18 protein-coding genes are annotated in these 15,096 nt (G+C 72.9%); 13 read left to right on the forward strand and 5 right to left on the reverse strand.

The window, feature by feature from the left end; genetic code table 11:
- Positions 1–34 precede the first annotated feature (34 nt).
- Positions 35–592 carry a pyridoxamine 5'-phosphate oxidase family protein gene (locus tag E1212_RS18255; protein ID WP_131985031.1) on the forward strand — a complete coding sequence of 186 codons (558 nt, stop codon included), beginning with the start codon at positions 35–37 and terminating at the stop codon, positions 590–592.
- Between the two features lie 902 nt (positions 593–1,494).
- Here E1212_RS18255 and E1212_RS18260 read toward each other — a convergent pair.
- Together E1212_RS18260 and E1212_RS18265 are read right to left on the reverse strand one after the other, a co-directional pair.
- Positions 1,495–1,941: a hypothetical protein gene (locus E1212_RS18260; RefSeq protein ID WP_131985033.1), complete on the reverse strand. Its 447-nt coding sequence runs from the start codon at positions 1,939–1,941 to the stop codon at positions 1,495–1,497.
- Positions 1,932–2,495 carry an RNA polymerase sigma factor gene (locus E1212_RS18265; RefSeq protein ID WP_203416977.1) on the reverse strand — a complete coding sequence of 188 codons (564 nt, stop codon included), beginning with the start codon at positions 2,493–2,495 and terminating at the stop codon, positions 1,932–1,934. Before E1212_RS18265 ends, E1212_RS18260 begins: the two co-directional genes overlap by 10 nt.
- Before the next feature lie 109 nt (positions 2,496–2,604).
- Here E1212_RS18265 and E1212_RS18270 point away from each other — a divergent pair, with 109 nt between their 5' ends.
- The 11 genes from E1212_RS18270 to E1212_RS18315 all read left to right on the forward strand — a co-directional run bounded on the left by E1212_RS18270 (position 2,605) and on the right by E1212_RS18315 (position 10,750).
- Positions 2,605–3,135 carry an Asp23/Gls24 family envelope stress response protein gene (locus tag E1212_RS18270; protein ID WP_131985035.1) on the forward strand — a complete coding sequence of 177 codons (531 nt, stop codon included), beginning with the start codon at positions 2,605–2,607 and terminating at the stop codon, positions 3,133–3,135.
- Positions 3,136–3,140: 5 nt separating this feature from the next.
- Entirely contained in the window at positions 3,141–3,512 is a 372-nt protein-coding gene (locus E1212_RS18275) for an Asp23/Gls24 family envelope stress response protein (RefSeq protein ID WP_131985037.1), read from the forward strand.
- Complete coding sequence (locus E1212_RS30050; protein WP_203416978.1) at positions 3,509–3,682, forward strand: hypothetical protein; 174 nt, start codon at positions 3,509–3,511, stop codon at positions 3,680–3,682. Before E1212_RS18275 ends, E1212_RS30050 begins: the two co-directional genes overlap by 4 nt.
- Position 3,683: 1 nt before the next feature.
- Positions 3,684–4,577 carry an Asp23/Gls24 family envelope stress response protein gene (locus E1212_RS18280; RefSeq protein ID WP_131985039.1) on the forward strand — a complete coding sequence of 298 codons (894 nt, stop codon included), beginning with the start codon at positions 3,684–3,686 and terminating at the stop codon, positions 4,575–4,577.
- Positions 4,574–5,146, forward strand: coding sequence for a hypothetical protein (locus tag E1212_RS18285; protein ID WP_131985041.1), 573 nt, complete (start codon positions 4,574–4,576; stop codon positions 5,144–5,146). The genes E1212_RS18280 and E1212_RS18285 overlap by 4 nt, the downstream gene beginning before the upstream one ends.
- 212 nt (positions 5,147–5,358) lie before the next feature.
- The gene (locus E1212_RS18290; RefSeq protein WP_131985043.1) at positions 5,359–7,131 is read left to right on the forward strand and encodes an acetolactate synthase large subunit; all 1,773 of its coding nucleotides are present in this window, start codon (positions 5,359–5,361) and stop codon (positions 7,129–7,131) included.
- Positions 7,132–7,656: an acetolactate synthase small subunit gene (gene ilvN, locus E1212_RS18295; RefSeq protein ID WP_131985045.1), complete on the forward strand. Its 525-nt coding sequence runs from the start codon at positions 7,132–7,134 to the stop codon at positions 7,654–7,656.
- Positions 7,657–7,696: 40 nt separating this feature from the next.
- Positions 7,697–8,725, forward strand: coding sequence for a ketol-acid reductoisomerase (gene ilvC / locus E1212_RS18300; protein WP_131985047.1), 1,029 nt, complete (start codon positions 7,697–7,699; stop codon positions 8,723–8,725).
- Between the two features lie 31 nt (positions 8,726–8,756).
- The gene (locus E1212_RS18305) at positions 8,757–9,392 is read left to right on the forward strand and encodes a LysE family translocator (protein WP_131985049.1); all 636 of its coding nucleotides are present in this window, start codon (positions 8,757–8,759) and stop codon (positions 9,390–9,392) included.
- A 14-nt stretch (positions 9,393–9,406) separates the two neighbouring features.
- On the forward strand, positions 9,407–10,198 hold the full coding sequence (locus E1212_RS18310) for a helix-turn-helix transcriptional regulator (RefSeq protein ID WP_131985051.1): 792 nt from the start codon (positions 9,407–9,409) through the stop codon (positions 10,196–10,198).
- A gap of 138 nt (positions 10,199–10,336) precedes the next feature.
- Complete coding sequence (locus E1212_RS18315) at positions 10,337–10,750, forward strand: VOC family protein (RefSeq protein WP_131985053.1); 414 nt, start codon at positions 10,337–10,339, stop codon at positions 10,748–10,750.
- A gap of 6 nt (positions 10,751–10,756) precedes the next feature.
- Here E1212_RS18315 and E1212_RS18320 read toward each other — a convergent pair whose 3' ends face one another.
- From E1212_RS18320 to E1212_RS18330, 3 genes are all read right to left on the reverse strand, one after another.
- Positions 10,757–11,275 (reverse strand): hypothetical protein, encoded by a 519-nt coding sequence (locus E1212_RS18320; RefSeq protein WP_131985055.1) that lies wholly within the window; start codon positions 11,273–11,275, stop codon positions 10,757–10,759.
- Between the two features lie 24 nt (positions 11,276–11,299).
- A complete protein-coding gene (locus E1212_RS18325; RefSeq protein ID WP_131985057.1) occupies positions 11,300–13,186 on the reverse strand; it encodes a chorismate-binding protein in 1,887 nt (628 codons plus the stop codon).
- A 168-nt stretch (positions 13,187–13,354) separates the two neighbouring features.
- Entirely contained in the window at positions 13,355–14,266 is a 912-nt protein-coding gene (locus E1212_RS18330) for a slipin family protein (RefSeq protein WP_131985059.1), read from the reverse strand.
- 166 nt (positions 14,267–14,432) lie between these two features.
- Here E1212_RS18330 and E1212_RS18335 point away from each other — a divergent pair, with 166 nt between their 5' ends.
- Positions 14,433–15,047, forward strand: a complete 615-nt coding sequence (locus E1212_RS18335) for a TetR/AcrR family transcriptional regulator (RefSeq protein WP_131985061.1) — start codon at positions 14,433–14,435, stop codon at positions 15,045–15,047.
- Positions 15,048–15,096: the final 49 nt, after the last annotated feature.

Consider the following 15,096-nt stretch of genomic DNA (forward strand, 5'->3'; position numbering starts at 1 on the left):
TGCGCGCGCCGGGGCGGCTTTGTAGGGTGCGGGTGTGGGCAAGTTGCACGAATCCATCGACGGCCGGCTCCGCGCGTTCATCGAGGCGCAGCCGATGTTCTTCGTCGCGACGGCGCCGAGCGGGCCCGGCGGTCACGTCAACGTCTCGCCGAAGGGCATCGGCGGCTCCTTCGCGGTGCTCGACGAGCACACCGTCGCCTATCTCGACTACACCGCCAGCGGCGCCGAGACCATCGCCCACCTGCGCGAGAACGGCCGCATCACGCTGATGTTCTGCGCGTTCAGCGGCCCGCCGAACATCGTCCGGCTGCACGGGACGGGGCGGTTCGTGACGCTGTACTCCCCGGAGTTCGAGGAACTGGCCGAGCTGTTCCCCGAGCGGCGCGGCGCCCGCGCCGTCATCGTCGTCGACGTCCACCGGGTGTCGGACTCGTGCGGCTACGGCGTCCCGCTCATGGACTACGTGGGCGAGCGCGACCTGCTGCCGCCGTACATGGAGCGCAAGGGCGAGGACGGGCGCGTCGAGTACCGGCGCACGAAGAACCTGACGAGTGTCGACGGGTTGCCGGCATTCGACTTCGATCCCGTGTGAGTCACCGTCCTTCGCGTCCACGACGCCGGCGCTCGTGGTCGGCCTCGGACTGAACTCCGGCGACGACGCCTCGATCCGGCCCGGCCTCGGCGGGCTGCTGGTCGTCCTCGTCCTCTACGCCGGCCGGTCTGGCTGGTGGGATTCCTCGTGGCCGGGCTCCCGGCGGCCGTCTGGATCGAGCGCCGCACCCGGATGGACGCCTGGTGAAGGCGCCGGTTCGCGCCGTACGCGGTCGCGGCCTGCTCGCCGGCGGACTGCTGTTCCCGCTGCACCGTTCTTCCTGCCGGCGACGGTGGGCGCGGCACTGAGCGGCAAGGCCGGGGTGCAACTCTGGCGCCGCTGGGATGCCCGCCACGAGGCAGCCGGATGAGCCGGCAGCGGCTCGGTGTGCGAACCGCGCTGGCGGGCCTGGCCGGCTCATACGTCGCGCTGCTGCCGGCGTTCGTCGTGGTGGTCCTCGCCCTGGGCCTGCCCGGCCGACTGCTCGACGTGATCGCCGTTGCGACGGCGATCTGGATCGTCGCGGTCTGGTCCTCGAACTCCCGGCCGCCGCCTGGGCCGAGCGGCGGCTGCCGGCCGGCACGTCGTTCGCCCGCAGGTACGGCGTCTATGCCGTCGCCGGCGCGGTGTCGAGCGTGCCGTCGCCCCGGTCGCATTGATCGTGCCTTGGGGGTGGGGTCCTGTGCTGGCCGTCATCGCCTTCGTGTGCGGGGTCGCCCGCGCTCTCGGCGCGTGCGCCGGCGTCGACCGGTGGCGCCGGTACGAGCGCACCCGCGTCTTCCGCCCGCGGCCCAAAGTTGATCTTGGAGTAACGGCGGAGTCTCGGGGTGAAATGCCAGATTGATACCGCAGAAGCTCCAAGATCAACTTCTGAGCGGGGCGGGAGGCGGTCGGGGCGGCCCTCACGGTAACGGGTGGTCGACGTCGCCGACGTGGAGGTGGATGCGGTCGAGGGGGAGGGGCGAGCCGAGCACGGAGCCGATCGTCGAGTGGGCCGCGAGCCGGACCGCCTCGGCGAGTGGGCGGAGCGGCTCCGGGTAGCGGGCCGCGACGGTGACCCGCACCGCCGTCAGCACGTCGCCGTCGAGCTCGAGCCGGACATGGGTGGCCTGCGCGCCGTCGACGGCGTCGATCGCGGCCCGGAGGTAGGTGGTCACGACCTGGTCGCTGACATGGAAGGGGCCGGCGTCGTCGCGGGCGCGGACCGGGCGGGAGCGGCGGGTGGCGGCCAGCACCGACTGCAGGATCCGCCGCGACGACGCCGTCCAGCCGTGGTCGGTGTAGGCGCGCAGCGCCGATGCGGCGCGGTCGACCACGTCGCTGTCGGCGTCGCCGGGGGTCAGCGCCATGCGGCCAGCCTCTCCGCGAGCCGCCGCCGGGCGCGGTGCAGCAGCCCGCGGACGACGTCGCGTGAGGTGTGCATGATGTCGGCGATCTCCTCATAGGTGAGCTCGTCGACCTCGCGCAGCAGCCAGGCCACCCGCTGCGGCTCCGGGAGGCTCGCCAGCGCGACATCGAGCGCGGCCACCAGTTCGTTCTCGATGATGCCACGGGCCGGGTCGCCGACGGAATCGATCACCAACTCGTGCTGGCCGGCCTCGAGCGGTACCGGACGACGTTTGCGCCGCACGTTGTGCGCCTTGTTGAGGGTGAGCCGCAGCAGCCAGCTGCGCAGCGCGGCCGCACCGCGGAACTCCCCCAGGTGCCGCCACGCCGCCAGCAGCGCGTCCTGCACCGCCTCCTCGGCGTCACCGTCGTCGAGGAGCACCCGGCGGGCGAGGCGGTACATCACCGGGCCGTGCCGCCGCGCGATGACGCCGAAGGCGACCCGGTCGCCGAGCCCAGCGCGCCGGGCCAGGACCAGATCGTCCAGTTGTTCAGGCGTCCCGGACCCATCGCTCACATGATCCCCGTGGCCGGATTGTCCGGAAACATGCGTGACGTCCGGCCACCTGCACGTGTCTAACCGGTATCAGCCGCGCGAGCGGTCAGCGAGCAGGGGAGAGTCGACGATGACCACGGACGGGCCGAACGTGTCGGCGACGGGCAGCGGTGGCGCGACGAGGAGCGGCGGGGGGACGGTGTCGTCTCGCGAGCAGGGGCGGGAGCCGGCACAGGGAGCCGGGCGGGAGGCGGGCCAGGGCGGCCCGCTGGTGACGGAGATGGGCCGGACCACGATCGCCGACAACGTCGTGTCGAAGATCGCCGGGATCGCCGCTCGAGAGGTGGCCGGCGTGCACGACCTGGGCGGCGGGACCGCCCGGATGGTCGGCGCGCTCCGCGAGCGGATCCCGGGCTCGCGCACGAACTATCAGCAGGGCGTCTCCGTCGAGGTCGGCGAGCGCCAGGCGGCCATCGACATCGACATCGTGGCCGATTACGGAGTGTCCGTCGTGGACCTGTCGACGGGCATCCGGCGCAACGTGATCGCCGCGGTGGAACGGATGACGGGGCTCGAGGTCACCGAGGTGAACGTCACCGTCAACGACGTCTTCGTCGAGGGCGAGGACGAGGACGAGCAGCGCGAGAGCCGGGTCGAATGATCTCGATGGAGCGGCCGGGATGGAGTCCCGACCCGTCGCCGCCACCCGCCCCCACACCCGAACCCGACCTGGCCGAGCTCGTCGCGGCGGCGGTGCGGGCGGTGCCGGGCGTCGCAGGCCTCTACGGCGGGCTGTTCGGCGAGGTCGCGACCCACCTGCCCGGCCGGCGGGTGCTCGGCGTCCGGATCGACGACGGCGGCAACGCCGAGGTCCACGTCGTCCTCCACTGGGGCCACCCGGTGCCGGCGACGGCGTACGCGGTCCGCCGCGCGGTGGCGCGGCTCGTGCACGGCGGGGTGCACGTGGTGGTCGACGACATCGCCGCCCCGCCGACTGGCCCGGCGGCCCCGCCGGCGCCGCAGGGAGGTGCGACGTGAACACGGCGACCATCGGCCTGTTCACCGGCCTGCTGCTCGGCGTGGCCGCGGCAGCGGGCGGCTTCTGGGGGTTCGTCGTCGCGGTGCTGCTCGGGCTGCTGGGCGCCGCCGTCGCCGGACAGGCGTCCGGCGAGATCGACGTGACCGCCGTCCTGCGGGACCGGGAGTGAGATGAGCACCCAGGCAGCGGCGGATGACGTCGACGCCCGCGGACGGCTGGAGATCCACGAGCGCGTGGTCCGCAAGATCGCCGAGCGGGCGGCGGGCGCTGTCGCGGGGCGCACCGAGCAGTCGACGGTGTGGGAGCGCCTCGGCGGCCGGCAGCTGCCGCACGCCGACGCGCGGGTGGTCGGCCGGCACGTCCGCCTCGACGTGGCGGTCGGCGCGCCCGGCGGCGCCAACCTGCCCGACCTCGCCGCCGCCGTCCGCGACGGCGTCGCCCGCGAGGTCGCCGAGCTCACCGGGTTCACCGTCGACCGCGTCGACGTGCGGATCGCGGCCGTCGCCCCGTTCCGGCCGTCGCCCGAGATCGAGCCGCTACCGGGAGCGGGCCGGCCGACGGCGCCGGGGATCGCCCGCAAGGCCGGCCTGCTGGTCGCCCTGCTCCTGGTCGCGCTGGGCCTCGCGGCCATCTACGACGCGCTGGTGCAGGGCGAGGTGATCGACGGACGGCGGCTGGTCGAGCCGCTGCTGGAGTGGCTGGACGGGCTGGAGCCGCAGGACTGGATGCTGCCCGCGGGCATCGCCGTCGCCGTGCTGGGCCTGCTGCTCGTCCTGGCGGCGCTGTGGCCGCGGCCGCACCGGTCCCTCCCGGTCGCGGCGCGCACCGGCGTGTTCGCCACGCGCGGCGCCGTCGAGGAGCTGACGGTCGACAGCGCGGCGGGCCACGGCGGCGTCCTCGACGCGAGCGCGCGGGCGCGTGCCGGCACCGTCGCCGTCAAGGTCGTCACGGATGGCGAGCCGGAGACCGCCGCCGAGGTGCGGCAGAGCGTGACCGAGCGGCTGGACCGGCTGGCCCGGACGCCGAAGGTGCGCGTGGGCGCGCGGCGGAAGGAGGAGCGGTGAACCGGGGAGCGGCCGCCACCGAGCGGATCGCCGTCCTGCTCGTCGGCCTGGCGCTGCTGGTGCTCGGCGCCGGAGCGGCGGCCTGGGAGCGGGACTGGATCCCCGACGCCGTCGACCGCGTGGACGCCTCGGCCCTGCTCGACCGCACCGACGAGCCGTGGTGGCCGTGGGTGGTCGGGCTGTTGGGGCTCGTTCTCGTGGTCCTCGGGCTGCGGTGGCTGCTGGCGCACGCGCGGCGACGCAGCCTCGGCCGGCTGAAGCTGCCCGGGACCGGCCGCGGCGGCGCCCTCGAGGCCGACTCCGGCGCCCTGCTCGACGCGGCGTCGGCGGCCCTGGCCGAGGCGCCGGGGGTGACGGCGCGCGGCGGGCGGATCTGGCGCGACCAGCACGAGGTGGTCGCCGAGCTTCGCGCCGGCCTCGACCCCGGCGCGGACCTGGACGAGGTGGCCGACGCCGCCGACCGGGCCGCGTCGGTCCTCAGCGCCTCCCTCGGGCCGCAGGCACCGGCGCGCTGCCGCGTGCTCCTGGTCCGCGGGCGGCGGTGGACCCGGCGGACCCGCGTCCGGTAGACCAGCATCTGAACGTGAATTCCGCATGGTGAGACATCTGGGCAACCGCCTTGACTCACCACCTCCGGGTGAGGGACGGTGCATTCGTGCGTTTCGGCATTCTCGTACTTCATTAGCGCGTAGGCGGTTCCTCGCCGACGCGCTACCCCTCGTGAGCCCACCCGGGCCGAGGGGTTTTTTGTTGCACGGGACAGACAGAGAAGGGTCCGGCCATGCCGCAGGGACAGCCAGCCAGGGACAACGGAACGACGATGTCGGGCGCCGCGAGCCTCATCCGCTCGCTCGAGGCGGTCGGTGTCGACACCGTATTCGGCATTCCCGGCGGCGCCATTCTTCCTGCGTATGACCCGATGTTCGACTCGCAGCAGATCCGGCACATCCTGGTCCGCCACGAGCAGGGCGCCGGTCACGCGGCCGAGGGGTACGCGCTGGCCACGGGGAAGCCGGGCGTCTGCATGGCCACGTCGGGGCCGGGCGCCACGAACCTCGTCACGCCCATCGCCGACGCCCACATGGACTCCGTCCCCATGGTCGCGGTGACCGGGCAGGTCGCGTCGGCGGCCATCGGTACCGATGCGTTCCAAGAGGCGGACATCCGCGGCATCTCGATGCCGATCACCAAGCACAACTACCTGGTGACCGACCCCGCGGAGATCCCGCGGACCATCGCCGAGGCGTTCCACATCGCGACGACGGGGCGGCCCGGGCCGGTCCTCGTCGACGTCGCCAAGGACGCCATGCAGGCCATGACGACCTTCCGCTGGCCGGTCGAGCTCGACCTCCCCGGCTACCGCCCGGTCACTCGTCCGCACGCCAAGCAGGTGCGCGAGGCGGCCCGGCTCATGGCATCGGCGAAGCGCCCGGTCCTCTACGTCGGCGGCGGCGTGCTGCGGGCGCGGGCGTGGGCGGAGCTGCGCCGGCTCGCCGAGGTCACCGGCTTCCCCGTCGTCACCACGCTCACGGCGCGCGGCGCGTTCCCCGACAGCCACCAGCAGCACCTGGGCATGCCGGGCATGCACGGCGGCGTCGCGGCGGTGACGGCGCTGCAGAAGGCCGACCTGCTGATCGCGCTCGGCGCTCGGTTCGACGACCGCGTCACCGGCAAGCTGTCGTCGTTCGCGCCGAACGCCGCGGTCATCCACGCCGACATCGACCCCGCGGAGATCTCGAAGAACCGCGTCGCCGACGTCCCGATCGTGGGCGACTGCAAGGAGGTCATCGCCGAGCTGATCCCGGCCATCGAGGCCGAGTTCGCCGCCGGCACCCGCGCCGACCTCACCGGCTGGTGGCGGCAGCTGGACCAGTGGCGCGACAACTTCCCGCTGGGCTACACGCCGGCCGAGAACGGTGAGCTCATGCCGCAGTACGTGATCGAGCGGCTGGGCAAGCTGATCGGGCCCGATGCCATCTACGTCGCCGGTGTCGGGCAGCACCAGATGTGGGCCTCGCAGTTCATCTCCTACGAGAACCCGAACACCTGGCTCAACTCCGGCGGCGCCGGCACCATGGGCTACGCCGTTCCGGCCGCCATGGGCGCCAAGGCCGGCCGGCCCGAGGCCACCGTCTGGGCCATCGACGGCGACGGCTGCTTCCAGATGACCAACCAAGAGCTGGCCACCTGCGCCATCGAGGGCATCCCGATCAAGGTGGCGGTCATCAACAACGAGAGCCTGGGCATGGTCCGGCAGTGGCAGACGCTGTTCTACGAGGGCCGCTACTCCAACACCGACCTCGGCAGCCGCCGCATCCCCGACTTCGCCAAGCTGGCCGAGGCCTACGGCTGCGTCGGGCTGCGCTGCGACACCGCCGAAGAGGTCGACGCCACCATCGAGAAGGCCATGGCCGTGGACGACCGGCCGGTCGTCGTCGACTTCGGCGTCCACCGCGACGCCATGGTCTGGCCCATGGTCGCGGCCGGCACCAGTAACGACGAGATCCAGATCGCGCGCGGAATGGCGCCGGAGTGGGACAGGAGTGACGACTAGATGAGCAAGCACACGCTCTCCGTGCTGGTCGAGAACAAGCCGGGTGTGCTCGCGCGCATCGCCGCGCTGTTCTCGCGCCGCGGCTTCAACATCGACTCGCTCGCCGTCGGGCCGACGGAGCACCCGTCGGTCTCGCGGATGACGGTCGTCGTCGACGTCGAGGACTCGCCGCTCGAGCAGGTCACGAAGCAGCTCAACAAGCTGATCAACGTGCTGAAGATCGTCGAGCTCGACCCCGGCCAGTCGGTCCAGCGCGAGCTGGTCCTGGTCAAGGTGCGCACGGACAACGAGACCCGGCCGCACGTGCTGCAGACGGTCGAGCTGTTCCGCGCCAAGGTCGTCGACGTCGCCACCGACGCGGTGACCATCGAGGCGACCGGGTCGTCGGACAAACTGAGCGCGCTGCTCAAGGTGCTGGAACCGTACGGCATCCGCGAACTCGTGCAGTCCGGTGTGGTGGCGGTGGGCCGCGGTGCGCGCTCCATCACCGACCGCGCGCTGCGACCGGTCGACCGCGTCGCATAGCACACCAAATCCCGAGAAACAGATCGAAGGAGAAGCCCTCGTGGCAGAGATGTACTACGACGACGACGCCGACCTCTCGGTGATCCAGGGGCGGGTCGTCGCCGTCATCGGCTATGGAAGCCAGGGCCACGCGCACGCGCTGAGCCTGCGCGACTCCGGCGTGGACGTCCGCGTCGGCCTGCAGGAGGGCTCGAAGAGCCGCGCCAAGGCCGAGGCCGAAGGGCTGCGCGTCGTGACGCCGGCCGAGGCGGCCGCCGAGGCCGACCTCATCATGATCCTGGCGCCGGACCACGTGCAGCGGCACATCTACGCCAACGACATCGAGCCGAACCTGCAGGAGGGCGACGCGCTCTTCTTCGGGCACGGCTTCAACATCCGGTTCGGCTACATCAAGCCGCCGGCCAACGTCGACGTCGCCATGGTGGCGCCGAAGGGCCCGGGTCACCTGGTCCGGCGCGAGTTCGCCGACGGCCGCGGCGTGCCGGTGCTGGTGGCCGTCGAGCAGGACGCCACCGGCTCGGCCTGGGCGCTCGCGCTCGCGTACGCCAAGGGCATCGGCGGCCTGCGCGCCGGCGGCATCCGCACGACGTTCGCCGAGGAGACCGAGACCGACCTGTTCGGTGAGCAGACGGTGCTCTGCGGCGGCGTGTCGCGGCTGGTCCAGAGCGGCTTCGAGGTCATGACCGAGGCCGGCTATCAGCCCGAGGTCGCCTACTTCGAGGTGCTGCACGAGCTCAAGCTCATCGTCGACCTCATGTACGAGGGCGGCATCGCCAAGCAGCGCTGGAGCGTCTCCGACACCGCCGAGTACGGCGACTACACCACGGGTCCGAAGGTCATCGACGCGTCGGTGAAGGAGCGCATGAAGGAGGCCCTGACGGCGATCCAGGACGGCTCGTGGGCGGCCGGCTTCATCGCCGACCAGGACGCCGGCGCGCCGGACTTCACGCGGCTGCGGGCCGAGGGCGAGGCGCACCCCATCGAGGCCACCGGCCGCGAGCTGCGCAAGCTCATGAGCTGGGTCAAGACCAGCGACGACGACTACACCGAGGGCACGGCGGCGCGCTGACGCCGCCGACCGTTCGGGGGAGGGGATCGCGATGATCTCGACGACTCATCTGCTGGCGTTCGTCATCAGCTCGTTCGTCCTCATCGCGATCCCCGGCCCGAGCGTGCTCTTCACCGTCGGGCGGGCGCTGGTCCTGGGCCGCCGGGGCGGGGTCGCGTCGGCCGCCGGCAACTCCGTCGGCGCCCTCACCCAGGCGATGGCCGTCGCGTTCGGGCTCGGCGCGCTGGTCGAGCGGTCCGTCGTCGTCTTCACGATCATCAAGTTCGCCGGCGCCGCCTACCTCGTCTACCTGGGCGTGCAGGCGATCCGGCACCGCCGGTCGTTCGCCGGTCCGGCGGCGTCGGCGCCGGTCACGAGCCCGCGCCGGGCCGCGCGCGAGGCGTTCGTGGTCGGGCTCACGAACCCGAAGGTCATCATCTTCTTCGCGGCCGTCCTTCCGCAGTTCGTCGATCCCGCGGGAGCGCATCCGAGCCTGCAGATGCTGCTGCTCGGGGCCGTGTTCACCGTCATGGCGTTCCTCATGGACAGCTGTTGGGCGCTCGGTGCCGGCACGGCCCGCGAGTGGTTCGCCCGCTCGCCCGGCCGGCTCGGCACCTTCAGCGCCCTCGGCGGCGTGGCGATGATCGGGCTGGGCGCCCGGCTGGCGATCACCGGGCGGGGCGACTGACGTACGGTCGAGGCATGCTGGTCCGCCGGCCGCGCCCCGAGCTCGCCCCGTTCGTCTCGCACCTCTGGTACGTGGACGATCCGCTTGCGCCCGGCCGCGACCGCACCCTTCCCACCGGCGCCGCGCAGCTCGTGGTCAACCTCGCCGCCGACAGCCTGCACTGGTACGACGGCGCCGACCTGTCGGTGCGTCGCGGGGTCGGCGGCGCCGGGGTGTGCGCTGCGCTGGCCCGGCCCATCGGCGTCGACACCGCCGACCAGGCCCGCACCGCGGGCGTCGTCTTCCGGCCCGGCGGCGCCGTCGCGTTCGGCGACGTCCCGGCCGCCGCCCTCACCGACCCGGTGACGTCGCTGGCCGATCTCTGGGGCCCCGATGGCGTCGGCGTGCGCGACCGCGTGCTCACGGCTCGGACACCGGCCGAGCGGCTGGACGTGCTGGAGTCCGTGCTGGTGGGACGGCTGCGGGAGCGCTTGGATGGTGCGGTCGCCTTCGCCGCGGGGGCGCTGTCTCGCGGCGTCGCCGTCGCCCGGGTGGCCGAGCGGACCGGCCTGTCCGCGTCGACCCTGCAGCGCCGCTTCCGCGCCGCCGTCGGCCTGTCGCCCAAACAGTTCGGCCGGATCCGCCGGCTGCAGCGCGTCCTGCTGTCCGCGAGCGGTCACGATGTCGACTGGGCCCAGGTCGCGGTCCGGCACGGGTACTTCGACCAGGCGCACCTCATCCACGACTTCCGCGCTCTGACCGGCCTCACCCCGGGCCGCTACCGCCCGCGCTCGGCCGCCGAGCACAACCACGTCCCGCTCACCTGACGTTCTCGCGATGGCGGGCGGTTTGGTGGGGCGATAGCGCCACCAAACCGCCCGCCAACCCACGTGCCGATGCCCGCCGCCGCCCAGCTGACCGATTTCTCCAAGCGCGAGCGGCCACCGCGGGGACACGATGGACCCATGACCGACATGACCGTGATCCCGAAGCTCGTCGTCGACGGCGCCGACGCCGCCATCGACTTCTACCGCCGCGCGCTCGGCGCCGAGCCGCTCGTGCGGCACACCGGCGACGACGGCAGGGTCGTCTACGCCGAGTTCCGCGTCGGCGGCAGCGTGCTGTCGATCAAGGACGCCGACGCGCACGACCCGGCCGCGCGCGGCCTGTTCACGCTCGACGTGGCGGATGCCGACACCGTCTGGGCGGCCCTGGAAGAGGCCGGCGCCACGGTCGTCTTCCCGCTCGGCGACCAGCCCTACGGCATGCGGCAGGGTCGCGTCGCCGACCCGTTCGGCAACCAGTGGATCGTCTCGCAGCAGACCGAGGACCTCAGCCCCGACCAGGTGCAGCAGCGGCTGGACGCCGGCACGGGCTGAGCCCGATCAGGCGTTCTTCGTGTACGTCGCCTTCCAGCGGTTCTCGCGCCGGTCCAGCGAGAACGTCACGCGCTCGCCGAGCCCGACGAACTCGTCGGTGGTGGCGGTGGCGTCGTGGTGGCGCTGGTCGTAGGCCGAGCGGACGTAGCTCGGGTACTGGGCCGGGATGCGCCGGTCGAAGTCGGGCAGCTGCTCGATGACGTCGCCCCAGATGTCGGCGCCGGTGTACGCGTTGAGCAGGCCGAGGATGACCTCGGCCCGCTCGCGGGCGACCAGCTCCTCGATGGCCGGCAGCAGCTGCTCGGTCAGCCGGGCGGCGTGCTCGCGGTCCGACAGCGTCACGCCACCCGCTGCCGGCCGCCAGGTGTCGAGCCGCTGCGAGCTGTACAGGCGCTCGCCCTCGACCACGCCGCCCTGCGGACGGCGGACCAGCAGCACGCCGTCGCCGGCATAGACGAGGGCGGCGTGGGGATAGCCGTCGCGCAACTGCTGCACCAGCTCCTCGGTCACGACAGGGACGTCCATGCCCGGATCCTACGGGCAGTTCGGTCAGGCGCCGACCGCCCGTCCCTCACGCGCCGCCGCGAGCACGTCCGTCACCAGCCCCGCCAGCAGGTCGACCCCGTCGGCGGACAGGATCGACTCGAGGTGGAACTGCACCGACGCGAAGCCGGAGCCGCGCAGCGCGAACACCTCGCCGGTGCCGGGGTGCGCCGCGATCTCGAGCCCGTCGGGCAGGTCGGCCCGCGCGGGAACGGAGGCCGCGAACGTGTTGTAGAAACCCACACGGGTCTCGTGGCCGAACAGCGACACCGGCCGTTGCGTGCCCTGGTACGGCTGCGGCAGCGGCCCCACCGGCAGCCCCAGCATGCCGGCCAGCACCTGGTGGCTCAGGCAGACGGCGAGCAGCGGCAGCCCCGCCGCCAGCCGGGCGGTGACCAGCTCGTGCAGCCGCGCGATCCGCGGGTCGTCGAGGTCGCGTGGGTCGCCCGGCCCCGGTCCGGAGACGACCAGGTCGACGGCGTCGACGTCGGCGGCGGAGACGGAGTCCCAGCGCCGGACCTCGGCGCGCATCCCGAGCCGGCGCAGCAGGTGCGCCAGCATCGCCGTCCACCGGTCCTCGGCGTCGACGATCAGCGCCGACCGCCCCGCCAGGGCCGGCCGCGTGTCCGGGCCCTGCGGCCGCAGCCAGAACGGCGCCAGCGTGCGGTTGCGGGCGGTGAGCGCCGCGGCGATCGCGGGATCGTCGTCGAACGACGGCGACGGCGAGCGGCCCGCACCGCGCCCGGCCGGCGCCCCGACGCCCAGCGCCGCCAGCACGCCGGCCGCCTTCGCGTGCGTCTCGGCGACCTCGTGACCGGCGACGGAGTGCCGCACCAGCGTGGCGCCGACGGGGACCCGCACCGTCCCGTCCGGGTCCAGATAGGCGGTGCGGATCAGGATCGGCGCGTCGACGGTGAGCCGGTCGCCGTCGTGCTCGATGAGGGCCGCGACCCCGGCGTAGTAGCCCCGCCCGCCCGCCTCGTAGCGGGTGATGACCCGGGCCGCGTTCTCCAGCGGCGACCCGGTCACCGTCGGCGCGAACATCGTCTCGCGCAGCACGTCGCGCACGTCGAGCCGGGTCGTGCCCTCGAGCAGGTACTCGGTGTGGATCAGGTGGCTCATCTCCTTGAGGTACGGCCCGAGCACGCGCCCGCCGTCCTCGCACACGGCGCTCATCATCTTGAGCTCCTCGTCGACCACCATGAACAACTCCTCGGTCTCCTTCGGGTCGGCGAGGAAGCGGAGCAGGTCGTCGGCGGTCGCGCCGCCGGCCGGGACCCGGTAGGTGCCGCTGATCGGATTCATGACCACGGTGCCGGCATCGACGCTGACGTGCCGCTCCGGCGTCGCGCCGACCAGCGTCTGGTCGTCGGCGTGCACCGCGAACGTCCAGTAGGCGCCCGGCTCGCCGGCGAGCAGCCGGCCGAAGAGCCGCAGCGCCGCGTGCGGCGCCGGCCCGGACAGCCGGGCCAGGTAGTCGCGGCGGATGACGAAGTTGGCCCCGGCGCCGCGGCCGATCTCGTCGCGGATCACCCGCCCGACGATGTCGGCGTACTCCTCGTCGGGGACGTCGAACCCGCCCGGTGCGACGTCGACCGCGCCGCCGGCCAGCACCGCCAGCACCTCGTCGCGATCGAGCGACACCCGCGACCGCACCCGCAGGCAGCGCAAGGGGACGCCGTCGTCGTGACACACGAAGCCGCGCTCGGCCAGCTGCCGGTACGGGACCAGCGCGAGCGTCGCGCCGTCGCCGTTGCCCTCGGGCAGCGGGATGTCCGCCAGCCGGTCGACGTCGACCACGTCGCCCAGCAGCAGTTCCACCCCCGGCCTGCCCGCGCGGGCGAGCAGCGCGAACGGCGGGGGAGCGGGATCGTCGAGCAGGTCCGTCAGCATGAAGGTTCCTTCCGGTCGAGCCTCGGCCGGGGCGGAACGGTGCCGGAAACGACGACGACCGCCTCGGTGGAGGCGGTCGCTTGCGTGGGGGTACGCGAAGGGGTGGCCGCCTAGGAGGCGCGCCACCAGCTACCGAGAACGGTCGCGTACATGCGCCAGACCCTAGCATCACCCGCTGTCGGCCGGCGGCGTGGCGACGCCGGCCGCGGGGGTCGTCTGAGTCGTGGGGGTCAGCGGCGGCGGCGGTGGCGGTGGCCGTTCGGGCAGTTCGCGGGCACCGTTGGTCTCGGCGGTGCTCGCCCGGCCGGCCGGCTGCGCCGGTGTCTCCGTCGCGTGCTCGAGGAAGCGCAGCAGTTCGACCGGGAACGGCAGCACCAGCGTCGAGTTCTTCTCCGCGGCCACCTCGACGATCGTCTGCAGCAGCCGTAGCTGCAGTGCCGACGGGGTCGCCGCCATCGTGGACGCCGCCGAGGCGAGCTTGTGCGACGCCTGGAGCTCGCCGTCGGCGGTGATGATCCGCGACCGCCGTTCCCGCTCCGCCTCGGCCTGCCGTGACATCGAGCGCTTCATTGATTCCGGCAGCGCGACATCCTTGATCTCGACCCGGTCGATCTCGATGCCCCAGCCGACGGCCGGCGAGTCGATCATCAGGGCGAGGCCCTGGTTCAGCGCCTCGCGGTTGGACAGCAGGTCGTCGAGCTCGCTCTTGCCGATGATCGAGCGCAGCGACGTCTGGGCCACCTGCGACACGGCGAACTCGTAGTCCTGCACCTCGACGACGGCGTCGATGGGAGCGTGCACCCGGAAGTAGACGACCGCGTCGACGCGCACCGTGACGTTGTCGCGGGTGATGCCGTCCTGCGCCGGGATCGGCAGCGTGACGATCTGCATGTTGACCTTGCGCATCTGGTCGACGAACGGGGCGATCCACACGAATCCCGGCTCGCGCGGCGGCCCGTGCACCTTGCCGAACCGGAACACGACGCCCCGCTCGAACTGCCGGACGACGCGGGCGCTCGCTCCGAACACGACGACGGCGACGATCGCGAGGATGATGAGGATCGCGAGTAGCGCACCCATGCTGACCTCCTCGTCAGCGGCCTTCTCCCTCGAGCGTACGCCCGCCGCCGACGGCCGATGGTTGAGGGATCGGTGCTGCTGGGGCGACACCGATCCCTCAACCATTTCGAGGGCGGCCGGGGAACGGACTTGTGAGTGAGTCCTCACTCACTTACGCTGGTGTCTCGTGGCCACCGAGATCCGCCGCATGCGCGCAACGCCCATGTCGCCCGAGCAGCGACGCGAGGCGATCATCGCGGCCACCCTGCCGCTGGTCTACGAGCACGGCTTCGCCATCAGCACGCGGCAGATCGCCGAGGCCGCCGGCATCGCCGAGGGCACGATCTTCCGGGTCTTCGAGGACAAGGACACGCTGCTCAAGCAGGTGCTCGAGGCGGCGATCGACCCTGCCGACACCGAGCGGCGGCTGCGCGCCATCGGCACCGACCTGCCGCTGGAGCACCGGCTGCTGCTCGCGGCGGACATCCTGAACGAGCGGCTGACCAGCGTCTTCCAGCTCATGGTGGCCATCGGCTTCAACCGGCCGCCGGGCGACGACGGCCGGCAGGAGCCGCCGCGGCACGCCGGCATCATGGCCATCATTGCCGCGCTGGTCGAGCCCGACCGCCACCGGCTGCGGGTGCCGCCGGCCGAGGTGGCCCGGCGGATGCGCGTTCTCGCGTTCGCCGGCTTCCACCCGATGATCAACGACCACGAGCCCATGTCGCCCGAGGAGGTCGTCGACCTGCTGCTGCACGGTGTCGTCGTCCCGGCGGCGACCACGAACGATCCGTCGCCCTGACGCGTCGCCCCGGGAAGCCCAGGGGCTCCCCACAGCTCGGGCACACGCA

Origin of the sequence: Jiangella ureilytica, assembly GCF_004348545.1 — a bacterium.
GTDB classification, from domain to species: Bacteria; Actinomycetota; Actinomycetes; order Jiangellales; family Jiangellaceae; genus Jiangella; species Jiangella ureilytica.